This window comes from Thalassoglobus polymorphus, assembly GCF_007744255.1.
Taxonomy (GTDB): Bacteria; Planctomycetota; Planctomycetia; order Planctomycetales; family Planctomycetaceae; genus Thalassoglobus; species Thalassoglobus polymorphus.
Genome location: NZ_CP036267.1, coordinates 3,216,180 through 3,234,658, shown reverse-complemented (window position 1 = coordinate 3,234,658; position 18,479 = coordinate 3,216,180). Strand labels below are relative to the sequence as shown.

The 18,479-nt window shown below is 49.8% G+C and carries 12 protein-coding genes; 6 read left to right on the top strand and 6 right to left on the bottom strand.

The annotated features are described in order from the left end of the window. Nucleotides 1-7: 7 nt before the first annotated feature. Complete coding sequence (locus Mal48_RS11645) at nt 8-826, bottom strand: glycerophosphodiester phosphodiesterase (protein WP_145199318.1); 819 nt, start codon at nt 824-826, stop codon at nt 8-10. Nucleotides 827-1,219: 393 nt separating this feature from the next. On the opposite strand from Mal48_RS11645, the gene Mal48_RS11640 reads away from it, so the two are divergent. Together Mal48_RS11640 and Mal48_RS11635 are read left to right on the top strand one after the other, a co-directional pair. Continuing rightward, nucleotides 1,220-5,197 (top strand): PAS domain S-box protein, encoded by a 3,978-nt coding sequence (locus Mal48_RS11640; RefSeq protein WP_145199316.1) that lies wholly within the window; start codon nt 1,220-1,222, stop codon nt 5,195-5,197. Between the two features lie 23 nt (nt 5,198-5,220). Next, nucleotides 5,221-5,466, top strand: a complete 246-nt coding sequence (locus tag Mal48_RS11635; protein ID WP_145199313.1) for a hypothetical protein — start codon at nt 5,221-5,223, stop codon at nt 5,464-5,466. 121 nt (nt 5,467-5,587) lie between these two features. On the opposite strand, the gene Mal48_RS11630 is transcribed toward Mal48_RS11635, so the two are convergent. Beyond that, the gene (locus Mal48_RS11630) at nt 5,588-7,999 is read right to left on the bottom strand and encodes an ATP-binding protein (protein WP_145199310.1); all 2,412 of its coding nucleotides are present in this window, start codon (nt 7,997-7,999) and stop codon (nt 5,588-5,590) included. A gap of 298 nt (nt 8,000-8,297) precedes the next feature. Here Mal48_RS11630 and Mal48_RS11625 point away from each other — a divergent pair, with 298 nt between their 5' ends. Beyond that, a complete protein-coding gene (locus tag Mal48_RS11625) occupies nt 8,298-9,506 on the top strand; it encodes a right-handed parallel beta-helix repeat-containing protein (protein WP_197441641.1) in 1,209 nt (402 codons plus the stop codon). Nucleotides 9,507-9,544: 38 nt separating this feature from the next. On the opposite strand, the gene Mal48_RS11620 is transcribed toward Mal48_RS11625, so the two are convergent. The 4 genes from Mal48_RS11620 to Mal48_RS11605 form a co-directional block, all read right to left on the bottom strand. After that, nucleotides 9,545-10,183, bottom strand: coding sequence for an SOUL family heme-binding protein (locus Mal48_RS11620; protein WP_145199307.1), 639 nt, complete (start codon nt 10,181-10,183; stop codon nt 9,545-9,547). A gap of 486 nt (nt 10,184-10,669) precedes the next feature. Then, nucleotides 10,670-11,185 (bottom strand): anti-sigma factor family protein, encoded by a 516-nt coding sequence (locus tag Mal48_RS11615; RefSeq protein ID WP_145199304.1) that lies wholly within the window; start codon nt 11,183-11,185, stop codon nt 10,670-10,672. A gap of 231 nt (nt 11,186-11,416) precedes the next feature. Continuing rightward, a complete protein-coding gene (locus tag Mal48_RS11610) occupies nt 11,417-12,211 on the bottom strand; it encodes a Crp/Fnr family transcriptional regulator (protein ID WP_231739477.1) in 795 nt (264 codons plus the stop codon). Between the two features lie 435 nt (nt 12,212-12,646). Next, nucleotides 12,647-13,558, bottom strand: coding sequence for a hypothetical protein (locus Mal48_RS11605; RefSeq protein ID WP_145199301.1), 912 nt, complete (start codon nt 13,556-13,558; stop codon nt 12,647-12,649). A 502-nt stretch (nt 13,559-14,060) separates the two neighbouring features. On the opposite strand from Mal48_RS11605, the gene Mal48_RS11600 reads away from it, so the two are divergent. The 3 genes from Mal48_RS11600 (at nt 14,061) to pyrF (ending at nt 18,128) form a co-directional block, all read left to right on the top strand. Then, nucleotides 14,061-15,755 (top strand): glutamine--tRNA ligase/YqeY domain fusion protein, encoded by a 1,695-nt coding sequence (locus Mal48_RS11600; protein ID WP_145199298.1) that lies wholly within the window; start codon nt 14,061-14,063, stop codon nt 15,753-15,755. Nucleotides 15,756-15,829: 74 nt separating this feature from the next. Then, the gene (locus Mal48_RS11595) at nt 15,830-17,170 is read left to right on the top strand and encodes a PQQ-binding-like beta-propeller repeat protein (RefSeq protein WP_145199295.1); all 1,341 of its coding nucleotides are present in this window, start codon (nt 15,830-15,832) and stop codon (nt 17,168-17,170) included. Nucleotides 17,171-17,189: 19 nt separating this feature from the next. Further along, nucleotides 17,190-18,128, top strand: a complete 939-nt coding sequence (pyrF, locus tag Mal48_RS11590) for an orotidine-5'-phosphate decarboxylase (RefSeq protein ID WP_145199292.1) — start codon at nt 17,190-17,192, stop codon at nt 18,126-18,128. Nucleotides 18,129-18,479: the final 351 nt, after the last annotated feature.

Sequence of the window (18,479 nt, the reverse complement as noted above, 5' to 3'; positions counted from 1 at the left end):
ATATGTTCTAACGTGTGCTTGAATTCAGTGAATGTCGCAATTCCAGCGGATAATCGGTCAGGATCGCATCCAATCCCACTTCGGCGCAGTGCTGCCAGTTCTCAGAGAGATGCCCGGCGACCGTTGCCCCGGCAATGAAGGATCGTTTCCCGGCATTCCGCACTGCTTTCATCTGCTCTGGGGGAGGCAGATAGCGAAAGTAAACCCAATCAGCATTTGTGGTAGCGAGGGCAGTCGTGAACTCTCCCGTATTGTTGGCAACGGCGGCTGTCTCTGCTTGTTTCGATGCTTGCTTGAGTTGCTCTCTGACGTTTGAGTCTGAGATTGTCCGACCAATGAACAATAATCGCCCCAGGGCATTGTGCTTCTCTGCGAGTTGAACGACTTCCTGTTCGATACCTCCGGTCTTGAGATCAACGGCGATCAAGACTCGATGATGCGAGTACTCAGCGACCAGTCTTAGGACTTCCTCGAGAGTTGGTACTTTCTCATCAGCAAACATCGGGTCAAACCAACTCCCGGCGTCGAGTTCACGGATTTGTGTCAGCGTTAAGTCCGAGACTTTTCCTGTTCCGTTCGTGGTCCTGTCCACTGTACTGTCATGAATGCAGACCAAGTGACCATCTTTGGTTCGCTCCACATCGAACTCAAATCCGAGTCGCAGTTCGAGGCACGCTCGGAAATTTGCCAGCGTGTTCTCTGGCGCGTGGTGCAACAGGCCACGGTGAGCGACGATTAGAGGTCGCGATTTGTCAGCTGCATCTGATTGACTGAAGGGAATGGCGATGAAGAAACCCATTAGAAGAAGTGTACGGCGAATTGTCATGATTGCTCCGCTTTTTATCAGTTTCTCACACGCGTTCAACATCAGCTTAAAAGGCTCGTGATCGGCAAGGTGGTGAATCGGGAAAATTAAGTCGTTCTTGATGAGAGCACTCTAGCATTTCAGCCAAGCCTCTGCTGCAGGGAAATCGAGGCTTTCTGTGTATGACGATGAGAGATTCCAGCTTGTAGGATAATATAAGCTGTGAGATAGAAGGAAACATCAGCTTGCTGACGGTTGTGGACACCGGCAAGGGGAACAAAGAAGAGAATATCTGGCAACAGATCCCAAATTTAGAGACTCTTTACTGCTGCGGTCGCACTCGGCGCGTGCTAGAATCTCAGCTTCTAGCGTCTGGAAACTCACTCGGATCTGAGACAAATCGCTGGGTCAGGAATGCACGTTAGAGAAAATCATCCCGGAGAGGAGAATCGCCGCTTACAACGGACGATGCAGGACTTGGTTGCTCTCTCGACGCTGCCTGCAAATTGGACCGGACTAGGCCCCGAGGGGATTGCCCGGAACTTCGCCGACGTTCTGTTTAATTCGTTGTCGTTGGACTTGCTTTACATCCAGTTGCGTGGTTTGAAAAGTGAGGGAGTGATTGAAGTTGTCAGAACGAGGAATGGCTCTAACCCTGCAATCGTTGATACGGTTCAGGCTTCGCTACTGCCGATTTTAAGTCCTGAGGAAGAGGCTCCAATTTCCACGATTTCCGATCCATTTGGAGATGGGACACTCCACATGGCGGTCACCCAATTCGGCATCGCTGAGGATCTGGGCGTTCTCATAACTGGCTCTCGGAAAAAAGAGTTTCCGACCGAGTCTGACCGGCTGTTACTCGAAGTTGGGGCGAATCAAACGACGATTTTCGTCGAGCGGTTGAAGGCTGTAGAGCAACTGCGAGAGCAGGGAGAGCGACTGCGAACGACACTGACAAGTATCGGGGATGCGGTCATCACGACCGACATGAATAGTCGCTGCGTCAATCTGAATACCGTTGCGGAGTCGCTCACAGGGTGGACGAACGTTGAAGCGACCGGTCAACCGCTGAATGTTGTGTTTCACATCGTGAACGAACACACGCGTCAGCCCGTAGAAAACTCTGCGGCACAGGCGTTTCGAGAAGGTTCCATTGCCGGTCCCAACAGCAATACAATTCTGATCGGGAAGGATGGCACAGAGCGGGTCGTCGACGAAAGTGCGACTCCAATCTGCTCTAAAAAAGGAGACGTTATTGGTTGTGTGCTGGTGTTTCGCGATGTGACGCAGCGAAGAAGGCTGGAGCAGGAGAATGCTCAACGAGAAGAACATTCCCGTTTCTTGGCAGCCATTATCACCTCATCAAACGATGCCATTATCAGCAAGACTCTTGATGGAATTATTCAGAGTTGGAACGCCGCCGCCGAGCGTATTTTTGGCTATACAGCAGAGCAGGCAATCGGTCGCCATATTTCCATGTTGATCCCGGCGGAACGAATCGCGGAAGAAGATCAGATCATTGCACAATTGCGGGCCGGGCAGCATGTTGAACATTTCGACACGGTGCGTCTCAGGAGTGATGGCCAAAGTGTTGACGTTTCGTTGACGATATCACCAATCAGGAATGCTCAAGGCCAAATCATCGGAGCCTCCAAGATCGCTAGAGATATTACAGAGCGAATGGAAGCTGAGGAGCGACTACGCGACAGCGAAACACGATTCGTTCAACTGGGGAATGCCATCTCTCAGTTGGCGTGGATGGCAAAACCAGATGGTCACATCGATTGGTACAACGACCGTTGGTACGAATACACCGGCACGACATTCGAGCAAATGGCAGGCTGGGGATGGCAAGAAGTGCTAGATCCTGATGTCTTGCCCAAAGTTATTAAGCAATGGCGAAGGGCGTTGGCAACCGGCAACTCGTTCGACATGACACTTCCCATCCGTGGAGCGGACGGAAAGTTTCAACCTTTCCTCACGCGGGTTGTGCCGTTTCGAGATTCAGATGGCAGCATCGTTCGCTGGTTTGGCACAAACACGAACATCAGTGCGATCAAGCGAACTGAGGATGAATTGCGGGAGGCACGTTCCCGCCTGGAATCGACATTGACCGCCGGAGAGATCGGAACATGGGAGTTCGACCCCATTAAGAATTTTGTCCGATCCGATCCGAATTTGGCCCGCATGTTTGGAATCACTTCTGATGAGCAAGCCCGAGGAGATCTCGAATCTTACCTCAAGGCAATCCATCCCGATGACAAAGGTTGGGTCTCAAAGTCGATCGCTCAGGCGTTGGAATCGAAAGAGAGCTACGAAGCTGAGTACCGAATCGTTGGGCGCGATCAACGCATCCGGTGGGTTGTCGCTCGTGGTCGGGTAGAACGAGATGATTCGGGACAAGCCATTCGTCTCCCGGGTGTTGTCGTAGATATCACCGATCGCAAGCGAGTCGAGAAATCCCTGAAAATCAGTAAAGAACAACTGCAAGTTGCGATGGAGTCCGCAGAACTTGGGGCATGGAATATCGATCCTTCTGCGAATCATCTCGAATCTGACGACCGATTTCGTATCATCTTTCACGGCAGCAACGCTCCCCTTACATACGAAGCGGCATTTGCCGCCATCCATCCCGCTGATCGAGAGAGAATTCGCGATGCAGTGGAAGCAGCAATTCGGCCTGACAATCCTTCCCCTTACACTGAGGAATACAGGGTAATTCACCCGAACGGAGCAATCCGCTGGGTCTTCGGGAAGGGGCGTGCGAACTTTGAACGAACGGAAGCGGGACGCCGCCTCGTCAGCTTCGATGGCACAGTCATGGATATCACCGAACAAAGGGAATTGAGAGAGGAACTTCAGGAGCTTGCTGCCCGGTTACAGTTTGTTCTCAAAACGGCACAAATCGGTGAATGGGCTCTAAATCTCGCGACCGGCACTGCTCATCGTTCTCTGACGCATGACAAGTGTTTTGGTTATGACGAGCTTCTTCCTGAGTGGAGCTACGAAATTTTCTTAAGTCATGTTCATCCTGATGACAGGGAAGAGGTGAATAGAAATTTTCATCAAGCAATGGTGGATCAATCAGATTGGAGTTTTGAGTGCCGGGTCATTTGGCCAGATCAGACAACCCACTGGATTGAAGGGCACGGAAGCCACTACCAAACTGCGGTCTCGAATGAAACCAGTATGTTGGGGACCGTTGAGGACATCAGCGAACGAAAGAATCAGGAAAACCAACTGCGAGAGTTGGCTGCCAGATTATCCGAAGCTGACCGTCGCAAAGATGATTTTCTGGCGACTCTGGCGCATGAACTTCGCAATCCGCTGGCTCCGATCAGGACTGGTCTGGAAGTGATGAAGTTGTCGAAGGACGACCCCGACACAATCGAGGAAATTCGCTGCACAATGGAGCGGCAGACACAACAGTTAATCATGTTGGTCGATGACCTCCTCGATGTCTCCCGCATCACCAAAGGCAAGCTCGAACTCCGCAAGTGCCGAGTAAAACTGGCTGATGTTGTGCAAAGTGCGGTGGAAGCATCTCGCCCCTTCGTTTCCGAGTCACATCACAATCTGATCGTGGACATCCCCAAAGAGCCGATCTACTTAAATGCCGACCCCAATCGATTGACGCAAGTCTTATCGAATCTGCTCAACAACAGCACCAAGTACACCCCCGAAGGTGGACGCATTCGCTTGTCTGCAGAACGTCAGAATGATGACGTTGTGATTTCAGTTGAGGACAACGGCCTCGGCATCCCTTCCCAGATGCTCGATCGAATTTTCGAAATGTTTACTCAGGTCGACCGTCCACAAGAGAAAGGATATACAGGACTCGGTATCGGACTTTCGCTCGTCAAGTCGCTGGTGGAAATGCACGACGGGAAGATCGAAGTTCGTAGCGATGGGCCGGGCAATGGAAGCCAGTTCAGCCTGCGTCTCCCGATACTCTTGGGACGAAGCGATGAAGAACCAACCGCTGCTCAGAACAAGGGGCCAATGAATCCAAAAATAAAGCGAAAAGTGCTGGTCGTGGACGATAATAAAGCAGCAGCAACCATGTTAAGCATGGTCGTCAAGATGCTCGGGAACGAGGTTCGCAAAGCCCACGATGGAGAAGAGGGGATTGAAGTCGCTGAAGAGTTTCTGCCAGATGTGATTTTCATGGACATCGGAATGCCTAAAATGAACGGCTACGAAGCCGCCCGGCACATTCGTCTTCAACCGTGGAGCAATGGGATGACATTGATCGCTCTGACAGGGTGGGGACAAGAGGAAGATAAGCTGAAAACGAAGGAGGCAGGGTTCGATCACCACTTGGTCAAGCCTGCGGAGCCAGCGACAATTCAAGAGCTCCTTGATAACTCTATGACCGAAACGAACCAATAGCCTTTCGCAACAGGACAACATCGATGAGTTCAGAAAAGGACCTTTCACCTTCAACCAAGACTGGACGCCATGAGCAACTCCGGCAACTCCAGCATGACATGAAGACCTATCTGGGCGTCGTGACAATGGGATTGCAAGCCCTGGAAGTCGTGAGAGAAGACCCAGAGGAATTTGCTGAATTGTCGCAAACGATCGCTGAAGAAGGAGTGGAGCCTTTAAAGCAAGTCGTCGCAGAAATTGTTGACCTCGCCATGAATGAGCAGGAGTGAATCACAATCCGCTGAGATCGGCGATCGCAGCATCAATCTCACCGTAAACGTCATCGATACTTTTTCGGCAAGTACGGTCACGATGAAGTACCCCAGGATAATGATCACAATAGCGAGAGCATTATTGCGAACCGTTGGGTGTCATGAGTTTGGGGTGAGTCGCTAACTCCTTTAAGTCTCGCACATCAACAGGCTTAACAAGGTACTCATCGCATCCGCTCTCTTTTGCCAATTGACGATGCTCATCGTCGCCATGACCCGTCAAAACCACAATCAGCGTGGCATCGTGCGGATCGAGTCGCCGAATCTCTTGAGTCACTTCAAGTCCGCTCATATCTGGAAGCATCAGATCGAGTAAGACGATCTCAGGTTGCAGCTCTTTATATTTTTTGATCGCTGTTCCGCCATCAAGAGCGATCTCCGGAAGGTGTCCAAGTTTCTTAAAGAGAATCGCCGTCATTCTGGCGATCCCTGCACTGTCTTCGACAATGAGCACTCGACGAGATAGTTGGGCCATTTCAGCTTCCTGCGTTGCATTCATTTCAATGCTCTGAACGTTTTCCTGATCTTCAAGCGAGGGGAGTGTCACCGTGAACAGGCTTCCTCGTCCCGCACCTTCACTCTCAGCCTTCACGGTCCCCTGATGAAGCTCCACGAGTTGTTTTACCAAACTCAATCCTAGCCCCAGTCCGCCCATTGAGTGATGACTTGAGCGTTGTTCTTGAGTGAACGCTATAAATAAGTTGGGAAGTGAACCTGCTTCAATACCAACACCGTTGTCCCGAATTTCGATGACTACTTGATCTCTCACTCGCCTGACGGTAAGCCAAATCGAGCCTTCTCGATCTGTGTACTTCGAGGCATTCGTCAGCAAGTTCGCAAAGATTTGTGCTAATCGAATCTCGTCGCCTAAGAGTTTTGTCGGTTCAACTGGGATGTCGAGCGTCAAGTCTTGTGCTTTGTCCAGTATCAGAGGATGCACAGTTTCGACGGCTCGATGTATGACTGCAGTCACATCGAGCGTTTCTTTTTTCAGTTCGATTTTGCCGTGAGCGATTCTCGAAGCGTCGAGTAGATCGCTGATCAAATGGCTCATTTGGTGCAGCTGTCGTTTCATCGTCTCACGGGCCTCTGCAACGACGGACGGTTGCAGGTCGTCCATTTGAAGGAGCGCCACCGCAAGTTCCATCGGAGCCAATGGGCCTCTTAATTCGTGAGCGAGCATAGCAAGGAATTCGTCCTTACGACGACCTGCCTGCTCTAGCGATTCAGCTTTCTCCTGATTCGCTTTGTTCAACGCAGCTAACTCAACGTTTGCCTTGGTCAGTTTTCGCTGAAGAGTAATCAGGCTGTTATTCAATCGGGTCAGGTCATCACTCGTTTCACCGAAACCTGAGGGGGAACTCTCTTCGAAATTCTGCGGAACTGATCGCTGATGTCTGCTTTCAAGTGCTTGATTCTCGGAGCTAGCATCGGAGCCAGCAAATTGATTGGCGATTTGGATAGCTGTCTTGGCATCAATCGCATGAGCATCCGCTCCGACACGTTTCCATAGAAATGGATCGACGTTAAACGGATAGCCGCCAACCACGATCTTGATATTCTTACACCCGGGATTGTCACGCACCACACTGATAACATCTGCCAGTTCAAAAAGATGTTGCGTCATCGTGGTTGAGAGAGCAAGCACTTGTGCTCTGTTGGCAACAAGACTTTGGACAATACTCTCCGCAGGAACGTTTGCTCCGAGGTAAACCGAATTCCATCCGTTGACTTCAAATAAATCTGCGACAATTCGCAAGCCAACTTCATGGAGTTCGTCACCAACACAGGTTGCAACGAGAGTCCTGCTTGAGGAATGATTTGAAATAAAATAAGGCTGAAGCTGGGACATCACGAACTGAGTCGCTGCTGTACAATAGTGCTCTTGAGCGACGCTGATTTTGCCTGTTTCCCACAGTCGTCCAAGTTCCTGCTGAGCCGGCTGAATCACATGGAGGTAAATTGACTCTATGTCGACTCCCAAGCCAACTGCCTGCATGACGATCTCTAAAGCCTTGCCTCGGCGCGTGGCCAGCAGAAATGCGAGGTAGTCACGTTGAAGGCTTTTATGAGAATGGCTGACAGATGAGATAGCCATTGTTTCAGGTGGTTCATTTCGAAGAGAATCGACAGCTTTGTGAATGAAGTCTTTCACGACTTTGGTCACGTCCCGAGGAAACTGTATTTCTACAATGCGAATCAACTCTTCCAGAAAACTTGAAATGTCGTATTGGATCGGAGAGACCGCGTTGGGCAACTTCGATATCCACCGCAAATAATCATCCAGAAGTGCTGGACTTGAGAATTCGAGACATGCAGCCAGAATTTGAATCTGAGTCTCGCCTTGTTCGACGCTATCGATTGAGAGTGAGGAACTGGCTTGTATTCCCTGATTCGAATCCGAGAAGCCAAGACGAGAACAAATAATCTCTGCAAGCGTACGCCGTCCTTCCCTGAGCATCTGGGCGGAAATGTGAGCAGCGTGAGTCAAGCGTGACTTCCCTCGTCTGGATCGACTGTTTCTAACGACTCGGCACAGAGGCTCATCCTATCACCAGCGTCCATGAGATGCGATGATTGCGGATTCCTCAGACAGGTCTTTTGTGTTAGAACCAGTCCAAAACCCCTGGAATAGCTGCTTTTCTTAACGTTTGAGAGCGCAATTTTAAGTTTCAGGATCAGTTCTAATATTTGCCAAGCGGCTGAGTTCAACTTCAGGTGTATCGGGTTTGCAAAATAATTGTCTCTGGATCAACCTTTCATTGGAGACCACTAACTTGGAGGCTACTGTGAATCGAGTTTGCAGGCATTCTATTTTTCATGTGAAGACGATCGCGATTCTCTTCGCATGTTGTTCGACGTCCTTCCCGGCTCAGCAGGAGACGTCGGAGATTGAAGTCACGAATCGGACGGAGTTGATCGGCGCCATCAATCGAGCGCAACCCGGTTCGAAGATACTCGTTGCCCCTGGTGAGTATCGTGGAGGGTTGAGTTTCGAAAAACTTCGCGGAACGAAAGGGAAGCCAATCGTTGTGGAAGGTCGTGATCCTCGCCAGCCTCCTGTGATCACCGGCGGGACTTCGGGCATTCATCTTCGCAGTCCGGAGTACATCGAACTGCGCAATCTCGTCTTTCAGGGTGCAACTGGCAACGGACTCAACATCGACGACGGTGGAGGTGAGAGTCCGTCCGCCCGGTTCGTTGTTTTGGATAAAATTCACGTGAAGGACGTTGGGCCAAAAGGAAATCGCGACGGAATTAAAATGTCAGGCGTTGATGATTTCGTGATCAAGGATTGTCAGGTTGAACGTTGGGGTGACGGCGGGTCAGCCATCGACATGGTCGGCTGTCACTATGGGGAAATCAAGAACTGCTTATTCAGGTATCGCAGCGACATCGCCGCGAGCGGAGTACAAATGAAAGGGGGCTCTGCAGAGATCGTCCTGCACCATTGCCGTTTTGAAAATGCCGGAAGCCGAGCAGTCAATATTGGTGGGAGTACCGGTCGAGACTTCTTTCGGCCTAAGAATGCGAACTACGAAGCGAAGAGCATTACAGTTGAGGATTGTACGATTATCGGGTCGATGTCCCCGATTTCATTTGTCGGAGTGGATGGGGCGACTGTGCGGTACAATTCGATATACCGACCAACACGCTGGGTCATGCGTATTCTTCAAGAATCGCAGGGACCAGAATTCATTCGCTGTCGCAACGGAATCTTTTCGAATAATATCGTCACGTTTCGCTCAGACGAAGTTCGCACGATCGTCAATGTTGGCGGAGGAACTGCTCCAGAGACGTTCAAGTTTGCAAACAACCACTGGTACTGTCTCGACAACCCTGAACGTAGTTCTCGTCTCAGATTACCCACAACCGAAGAACATGGCAGCTACGGATTGCCTCCCATGTTTCAAAATCCCGAGCATGGCGATTTCAGTCTCAGCGATCAATCACCAGTACGAAACGCCGGAGCCCGACAACAAACAGAGAGTGAATAGAGCGTAAAGATCGTCAGCTATTATTCTGAGAAACAGAATCAGTCTGTGACTGAGCTGGAAGAAGTTGATTCCGGGGGAGTCATCTCTTTCAGCCGAATAAGAACCTCGTTTCGTCGAAGCGGACCGGGAGTGAATGGAGGATCATATCCTGCAGATTCAGAAGTTTTTTCCCCTTCTAATTCTCGCGACTGCATCCAGTTCCGTAATTTAAATTCCTGACTCTTCACGAGTTCGGCGTTCATTCTTCCAGAGAAGCGAATGACGGCAAATCTCCCACCTTTTCTCTTATTAATTGATACGCCCTCTCCTTGAGGCTTGGGGACTCCCGCTGTCGCCACATCTTGAGGAACCACAAAGCCCATGGTGGCTTTCGTATCAGCGCTGCCTCTTTCCATAAAAACAGGCGTTGTCATCGCGATTTTTTGAGCCGATTCGTTCGCTCCACTGATATAACTGAACAATCGCATGAAGCTGCCATCTTTACCTTCCGAATCGGTCTCCGAATTTGTTGAAACCAGCGTCAGGTCGGGATACTTACGAATCTCGATATTGCCATCCTTCTCAACGACCTCGTACTCAGCCGATTCATATCCAGCGAATGCAGTGACGGTCCAAGTTAATCCGACAAAAACGGACAGTCCAACGATTCCCCAGAGGTAGAACATTTGCTTTCTCATTTCATTGACTCCTCAAGGATCTATCGTAGGTTTAGGCCACGCTGGAGATTTTCGAACTGATCCTGAAACCTGAATTTGCTCTCTCAATCTCTAGGGAAAGTGAAAATCTCATAAGTTTCCGGACTGGTTTACTTTAGACTGGAGTCGTTCCTTGACCACCGTCGCTGGAGCATTTTGTGCTGCCAGCCCTGAGATTCGCATGTGGAATGCTCACCACTTTTTGATTCAGATCTGATGAGAGCCTAAGCGACCAATGATGATCATTGGAGGCTCTGATGACGAAACGGTCCGTTGAGAGCGGCGAGAGTGTCGTGAGTAAAATGACTTACTCCAGAGACGACCGTTTCTACCTTAACGAGCAATCCAGACTAAGTCAGCTTTCGAATTGGTGTTCGCGTCCTGTCTCGTGGCGCACAGCCAATTACCTGACAAGTCGTTCAATTCGCGGACACAAGAAACACGAAAGATGCTCTAGCAGAGCACTTTTTAGCGACTTACCAGCGTCATTGTGGATGGCAGATCTGAGGCTGTTTGTTGCGAGAGATGGCATGGTTCGGCAGATGTGTTGAGTAGAACCGGCGGAACGACCTGATTGGATTCAACGTTTGCACGGAGGTGCTCCACGTGGTGCTTGCAACGAGGACAGCGAGCGAGATGCTCTTCAAGTCGTCCGGCGATCAGTGCGCTCAGGTTTCCCGCCACGAAATCTTCAGCACGGTCAAAGACTTCCTGACAAGCAATACTTCGGCGTTGGCCAGGCCGACCTTGATGAGGTGGAAGACCAGATGGAATTGCCCACAATGTGACTGCGAAAAGCAAAATGAGTGACCCACCGACCGCGGCGGCTTCTGCCAGTTGTTTTCTGCGTCGCTTTGCCCGAACGGTATTCAGCATTCCCAGGATTTCCCCAGAATTGCACTGTCCCCAACCTTCGTCCGCTCCATGTAAAGGTTCGGAAGAAGTTGAACTCGAATCAAATTGTTTTTGGTCGTCGTGTTGCATTGATGAATTCACCGGGGCGATTCTTCGAGAGATCGGGGAGTGCTCTGACAAAATCTGTAAGGGGCTCGTGAGTTTGTTCGATGCGACCTAAACATTGAGTGTGAGATCGTGTTCACATGATTATTATCGACTGAACTGGATTTTTGATCTGTGAAACACACCACAATACTGTTCGAAGAGTCTGAAGTCATGCAATTTCGCAGGATGAATTGCGGATGTGGATCTGTCGATTCAAACCCCATACCGAGCGGGGCGTCGGTTGCGATTGATGAATGGGCTGTCGACAGGAATGTTCGGGACACACATTTCAATACTCCGAGCGAGACGTTCAATTTGAGTCAAAATGATCTGGCGACGTTGAATGATGATGCTCCCTTCTGACTGCAACTCTCCGAGCACCACCGTGACAGTTTCACGCGTGCTGCCGATTATGCTCGCGAGTTCCTGATGCGAAAGCTTGATTTCCAAGCGGACTCCTTCGGAAATCCGGGTCCCGTACTGGTCAGCCAGTTCAACCAGAAGATGCACAAGCCGTTCTCGATTCGATCGAAACAGCAGCGATTTCAGGCGTCTTTCGATCCGTTGCCGGCGGAATCCCATTAATTTGGTCACTCCCAGTGCGACTTCGGAGTGCTGTTCCATATAGCGCTGGATCAGTTCTTTAGGGATTTTAATAAGCGTTGATTTCAGCATCGCCTCAGCGAATTCTTCACGACCGCCAGCGTCGAAAACGGCAAGCTCGCCGAAGATTTCTCCCGGCTCAATGAAGGCCAGCAAAGTTTGCTTTCCATCAGGGGTGATGTGATACAGCTTAATTCGCCCAGAGGTGAGCAGGTATACAGATTCTCCATGATCAGCAGGCATGTAAATCATGCCTCCTTTCATGAAAGTCCGCGATCTCGACTGAGATTCCAGTTCCTGCACATGTCTTTCAGAGAGTTTCTCGAAGAGCGGGCAGTTTTTGAGGTACCAGAATTTGTCTTCCATGCCGCAGTAAACCCTGCTCAAACCGATCCGAAAACTCATGGCCCCCTCAAACATTGAGGAAACACGTTATAACATCGATTTCTGGACCAATTTTAGAGCACTTTTGTGTTTTGTGTCCGAAATAACTGCTTTTCAGGTACTGAATAACTCATTTCGACAAGACAGAATGCGTCTCTTTTGTGCAAAAAATGCTCTGAATAATTGAGGATTTCCTCAGCGATTGAGAGGTCATCACTCGTTGTATCGATTTTCGGATAGGTATTTAGTTCAATTTTCTCGTGCGGCGTGAATCGTTTGTGGCTGTCTTTGACAATACCGCACTGCCACTCTGTGGACAATCCCATGCCTTGCATGCAATGCCTGAGTTGATTTCAATATCTGTCGCATTCCGCGGCGGAATTCTTACTCTGATTTTCTTGCAAATTTCAGAAAAAATGTTTTTTGAGACCGAATTTCCTCGCCAGATCAGAGTTACTACCGGCCGATACTTTTGATCACTTCCATGAAGATTGCTTCGTAATTATCCCATTTATGTGATGGGCACTTGCAAATCACGTTGTACTGGAAATTTGTTCCGGTCAGCGTTAACCGATAGGCTTTTTTCTTGCTGCCGAAGCCTTCGGTGCCGGTGAACTCAGACAGCCAGCCGATCCCATACGGGACCTTGAATTCTTTCCCGGGGAGTTCTTCGAAGTCCTTGAAGTCAATTGAATAGACTGTCTCTGCCATAAACTCATGGACAGATTTGGCAGGCGGTTCTTCTTCCACTTGTTCGCCGGGGATAATTGGCCCGCCGGATGGAAGTGATGCCATCGAGCCAATGGATGCTCCTTTGGGATTGTGGCGGATCGAAATATATGCAGTTCCATCCTCGAAACTTGCGTAAGGTGGACGCCCACCGCTTCCTCCCCCTTCTTTCATTTCCCAGTCAGATGGATATTTGATTGAAAATCCACCCAGCTCATGCTTGAGTGTGCTGTACTGGACTTGAACCGGGGCTGCCGGTGCTGCACCGGCGTTCATCGATTGAACCGCAAAGAATCCTCCCACACCACCAACGAGTAGAAAGGCTACGACACCAATGCCGATATAGAGCCCTTTCTTTGATTCGGTTTTTGGAGAAGCTCCCGACTTTTTTTTCTTCGGAGTACTTTCGCCACCTTTTTTACGGCGAGGTGGAAGTGCTACCGGGGCTGCATCATCTTCTAAACCAAAATCCATTGAAAACGGATCGTGCTCTGCGGCAACTTTCTTCTTAGCTTTTTTTGTTCCCGGAGCAGGGACTTGCAGAGGTTTCTCGCACGCTTTGCACTTGAACTTCTTGCCAGCTGCATTGTCTGGAACTTTGTAGGCTTTTCCGCAAGAGCACTTGAACGCAATGGGCATTTCGTATTCCGAATTGAGGAAAGCAACTTGTCTGGGGAGAGTCGCTGATCACAGCTGATGCTGATCACTAACGAGTCAGTGATCAACGAAAGGGAGTCACGAATTGAAAACACAAAAAGGAAATGCCCAATTTCCTGATTAGAAGATACCCGATACGAAGATCCTCTGCAAAACATTGGGGGCATTTCTCTATAAAAAGGTCTTGCGAATCTCGTCTATCTGCAAAGCTGCCGACTGAAACGGCCCACCTGAGTTTGCGGTGATCCTCTGCGGCGAACGTGTTCCACTGAATTACGTGAGAGTCAGTATTACGTGAGAGTCAGTATTACGTGAGACTCAGTGCAATTGTTTGAAATTGAATGAAAACTGGCGAGTACATTTCTTTCGTTTTTGAGCATCAATTCTGATGGATTCGAGCACAGTTCGGTAACTGTCCATTTTTGTTCTGTAGTCAGTTCTGTAAAATCATCCCTATCATATCGAGCCTTCAGGAAGGAACCAGATGTCCGCTGCTTCAGATCACAACGAAACGGAATCCCCGAAATTGGATTTCATTCGCGAAATTATTAACAAAGATATCGAATCCGGAAAACACAACGGGCGTGTCCAGACGCGGTTTCCACCCGAACCGAATGGATATCTGCATATCGGTCACGCTAAGTCGATTTGTCTGAATTTTGGCATCGCCCAGCAATTCAACGGCAAGTGCAACTTGCGTTTTGATGATACCAACCCGACTAAAGAAGATACCGAATACGTCGATTCGATTCAGAACGATGTCCGCTGGCTCGGTTTCGAATGGGACGCGCTCCATTTTACTTCGGATTACTTCGAGCAACTTTATGACTGGGCTTGCGACCTGATCAAAAAAGATTTGGCATACGTTGATAGCCAATCATTCGAGGACATCCGAGCCCAACGCGGGACGGCCACCGAACCGGGAACGGAAAGTCCGCATCGAAATCGATCTGCTGATGAGAACCTGACACTCTTCAAAAAGATGCGTGACGGAGAGTTCAAGGATGGCGAACATGTTCTGAGAGCCAAAATCGACATGGCCTCCAAGCACCTCATCCTGCGTGATCCTCTGCTGTACCGTATTCGACATGCTGAACATCACCGCACGGGTGACAAGTGGTGCATCTACCCGATGTATGATTACGCTCACGGTCAAAGTGATTCGATCGAGGAAGTGACGCACTCGATTTGCACGCTCGAATTCGATACGCATCGTCCTCTTTATGATTGGTTCATCGAGAAGCTGGAGATTTACCCTTCGAAGCAATATGAGTTTGCGCGACTCAATCTCACACACACCATCATGAGTAAGCGGAAGCTTTTAGAGCTTGTCGAAGAGAAAATGGTTGAAGGGTGGGATGATCCTCGGATGCCGACTATCAGTGGACTTCGTCGTCGTGGATACACGCCGGAATCAATTCGTAAGTTTTGTGAAGAAATTGGAATCACTCGATTCAACGGAATGACCGACATGGTTGTTCTCGAAAATGCACTTCGAGCGGATCTTAATAAACGTGCAGAGAGACGGATGGCTGTCCTTGATCCCATCAAGGTCGTCATCACAAACTACCCTGAAGGGCAAGTTGAACAACTCGATGCCGTCAATAATCCTGAAGACGAGTCCGCAGGCAGACGAAAAATTCCATTCGGTCGAGAGCTGTACATCGAGCGAGACGACTTCATGGAAGACCCGCCGAAGAAATTCTTTCGGCTTGGACCCGGCCGAGAGGTACGCCTTCGCTGGGCTTACTTCCTTAAGTGCGAAGATTTCGTAAAAGACGAAAATGGTGAGATTGTTCAGCTCAACTGTACTTACGATCCTGCAACCAAAGGAGGCAACTCGCCCGATGGACGCAAGGTCAAAGGGACGATCCACTGGGTGCATGCGGAGAGTGCTGTCGATGCTGAAGTTCGGTTGTATGACCACTTGTTAAAGATCGAAAACGTTGCCGATGTTCCCGACGGGACTGATTGGAAAGACTCTATTAATGAAGAGTCGTTGACGGTCCTTAAAGGGTGCAAGCTGGAACCATCGCTCAGTGAAACTGGGAACGATTTTCCTGTTCAGTTTGAACGGAAAGGTTATTTCATCGTAGATCAGAAAGATTCGACTGCGGAAGCTCTCGTATTTAATCGAGCCGTTTCACTCAGAGATAGCTGGGCAAAGAAGGCTCGATAATCGCCAACCATCCAGCAGCACACTTCGCGTTCTGTGTGCTGCTGAGTTTTATTATTTAGCGTAGAAGTACATTCATGAAAAAGATTGTCTTCGGAATTTGTTCGCTCACTGTTTTCTGCGGTTGTGGTGGGGCTCCGAGTGTGGAACCGATTAAGGCTTCCCCAAACGTCAGTAGCAGTGCAGAGCCAATCAGCTTTGGCGAGCAGGACTGGCCACTCTGGCGTGGCCAACACCAAACTGGACTCAGCCCGGAGCAATCCGCGCCGGTGAAGTGGTCGGAAACAGAAAAAGTCCTTTGGAAATCGTCCGTTCCAGGAAGAGGGCATTCATCCCCAAGTATTGTTGGCGATAATGTTTTCCTGACGGATGCGGACGAAAAGCAGGGGGCGCAATCCGTCATCTGTTTTGATCGAACGACCGGAAAGCAGAAGTGGACGACCGTTGTGAACTCTGGTGGAATTTCAAAGAAGCACCGCAAAAATTCCGATGCCTCTGCGACTCCTGCAAGTGATGGGCATTCTGTTTTCACAGCTTTCACCAACCATGATCGCTTGCAGGTGATAGCTCTCGATTTTGATGGGAATGTGATCTGGAATGTGGATGCCGGAGAATTCAAGTCAGAGCATGGTTACGGGTCATCTCCGACCTTCCATGAAAACTTCGTCATTGTGAATGGTGACAGTCGTGGAGGCGGTTTCATAGCGGCATTGGATCGAGCTACTGGTGAAATCGCCTGGAGGAACAGACGTGAAACATCGAGTCGGCATGGAAATTACTCTACTCCCGTTGTCGCAACTTTGGCTGGCAAACCTCAGTTAATTCAACAAGGGTATGGGAGAACCGTCAGTTACAATCCTGAGACCGGGGAAGAAATCTGGCGAGTGGATGGTCCTTCAACTGTTACCGCGAACACGGTCGCGTTTTCTGACCCGTATGTCATTGTGAGTGGGGGCTACTCCGAGAATGTGACGATGTGCATTCAAGCCGATGGCACGGGTGACGTCACTGACTCACACGTGAAGTGGAGTAACAGCCGCAATATTGCTTATGTTCCTTCCCCCATCATTGCTGACGAAAACGTCCTGGTCCTCTCCGGCGAAGGAATTCTGACGAGTTACAATTTGGAAACCGGCAAACGAAACTGGCAAGAACGTATCGGCGGAAACTTCAGTGCGTCTCCTATTCGTGTTGGCGACTACTACTATATCACCAGCGAAGAGGGGCTCGTGACTGTCTTCCAGGCTGGCGAGAAGTACGAAAAAATCTCAGAGAATCGTCTCGAAAGTGCTGGTGGGATGGCAACCCCGGCTGTCTCGGGCAATCAACTCTTCATTCGGACGGACAGCCATCTCTATTGTCTCGGACAAGCTGAAACTGTTGATCCGAATGGCCTTACTCTCAATCACTCTAATTGAATCAAGCGGAAGATTATAAATGGCCTCCTATGTCGAGCGGTTGCATCAGGCAATCCAAAAAAAGAAAACTCCTGCACTCGTCGGTCTCGACCCACGTTGGGATCAGATTCCTGCCGAGATCCAAAATTCCGCAGATGCGAGTGGAGGAACGTGTGGCGAGATTCAGGCAAAAGCTTATGAAGAATTCTGCTTAAGAATTATCGATGTCGTCGCACCTCTGGTTCCAGCAGTGAAGCCGCAATCTGCCTTCTTTGAAGCTTGCGGTCCTGCAGGAGTCATCGCCCTGCGGAACGTCATTCAGGCAGCTAGACAGGCTGGATTGCTTGTCGTTTGTGACGCCAAACGTGGAGACATCGGCTCGACCGCCCAGGCGTATGCGGCAGCTTACCTCGCCGGTGAGGATCCAAAGTCGGCTCCGTTCGGGGCGGACTGTCTGACGGTCAATCCTTACATGGGTGTCGATACGCTGCAACCATTTGTGGATCGAGCAAAAGAGGTCGAAGCCGGTCTTTATGTGCTTGTTCGGACAAGTAATCCGGGGGCGGGCGATTTTCAGGATCGTGAAACAGACTCGACGAAACTCTTCGAGAATGTTGCCGACCGTGTGGAAGCTCTCTCGCAGGAAATGGCCAACGGCAACGACTACAGCTCCATCGGTGCCGTCATCGGTGCGACCTATCCGAAGGAACTCGACGAACTTCGAAAGCGAATGCCTCATGTCCCGCTGTTAGTTCCCGGGTACGGAAGCCAGGGCGGAACATCAGCTGACGTCGCAGGTGCTTTTGATCAGAATGGTCTCGGAGCGATTGTGAATTCCTCACGGGGAATCATCTTCGGTTTCCAAAAAGGAAAACTCGCTGAGGAATTCGGCGAAGAAAAATGGGAAGCCGGAGTCGAAGCTGCAACAAGATTGATGATCGAAGATCTTGCAGCCAATACACCAGCCGGAAATTTGTAACAGAAGTACCAACAGTTTTTCTTGGGAGCGGCGAACTGTTCGTGTTGTTCATGCAGATCCGTTTCACAACTTCATTGTCTGCTCGCCTCGATTTGGAGCGTAAAACCAATCTCGAATCTGCTCAGACAGGTAGCAAATTCTCAAAACCGACAGCTTCCGAAACATAGATCGTTTACGAATACGGCCCGGGAGGATCTTTCGAATTGGTGTGCAGGCTCTGCCTCGTGGCGAACAGTAATTTTATTGAATAAACACGTTCTTCAAGGGCACACAGCAGAGCAAACTGCTCTATACTTTTGATCGCATTGAGTGCAGAAGGGAAGAATCTCGCTCATCTTTAATGGTCTTCAA

What these genes read in the sequence shown, in the direction of transcription:
- Mal48_RS11645 (WP_145199318.1), bottom strand. Translation starts at nt 826, where the DNA reads ATGACAATTCGCCGTACACTTCTTCTAATGGGTTTCTTCATCGCCATT.
- Mal48_RS11640 (WP_145199316.1), top strand. Translation starts at nt 1,220, where the DNA reads ATGCACGTTAGAGAAAATCATCCCGGAGAGGAGAATCGCCGCTTACAA.
- Mal48_RS11635 (WP_145199313.1), top strand. Translation starts at nt 5,221, where the DNA reads ATGAGTTCAGAAAAGGACCTTTCACCTTCAACCAAGACTGGACGCCAT.
- Mal48_RS11620 (WP_145199307.1), bottom strand. Translation starts at nt 10,183, where the DNA reads ATGAGAAAGCAAATGTTCTACCTCTGGGGAATCGTTGGACTGTCCGTT.
- Mal48_RS11615 (WP_145199304.1), bottom strand. Translation starts at nt 11,185, where the DNA reads ATGCAACACGACGACCAAAAACAATTTGATTCGAGTTCAACTTCTTCC.
- Mal48_RS11610 (WP_231739477.1), bottom strand. Translation starts at nt 12,211, where the DNA reads ATGAGTTTTCGGATCGGTTTGAGCAGGGTTTACTGCGGCATGGAAGAC.
- Mal48_RS11605 (WP_145199301.1), bottom strand. Translation starts at nt 13,558, where the DNA reads ATGCCCATTGCGTTCAAGTGCTCTTGCGGAAAAGCCTACAAAGTTCCA.
- Mal48_RS11600 (WP_145199298.1), top strand. Translation starts at nt 14,061, where the DNA reads ATGTCCGCTGCTTCAGATCACAACGAAACGGAATCCCCGAAATTGGAT.
- Mal48_RS11595 (WP_145199295.1), top strand. Translation starts at nt 15,830, where the DNA reads ATGAAAAAGATTGTCTTCGGAATTTGTTCGCTCACTGTTTTCTGCGGT.
- pyrF (WP_145199292.1), top strand. Translation starts at nt 17,190, where the DNA reads ATGGCCTCCTATGTCGAGCGGTTGCATCAGGCAATCCAAAAAAAGAAA.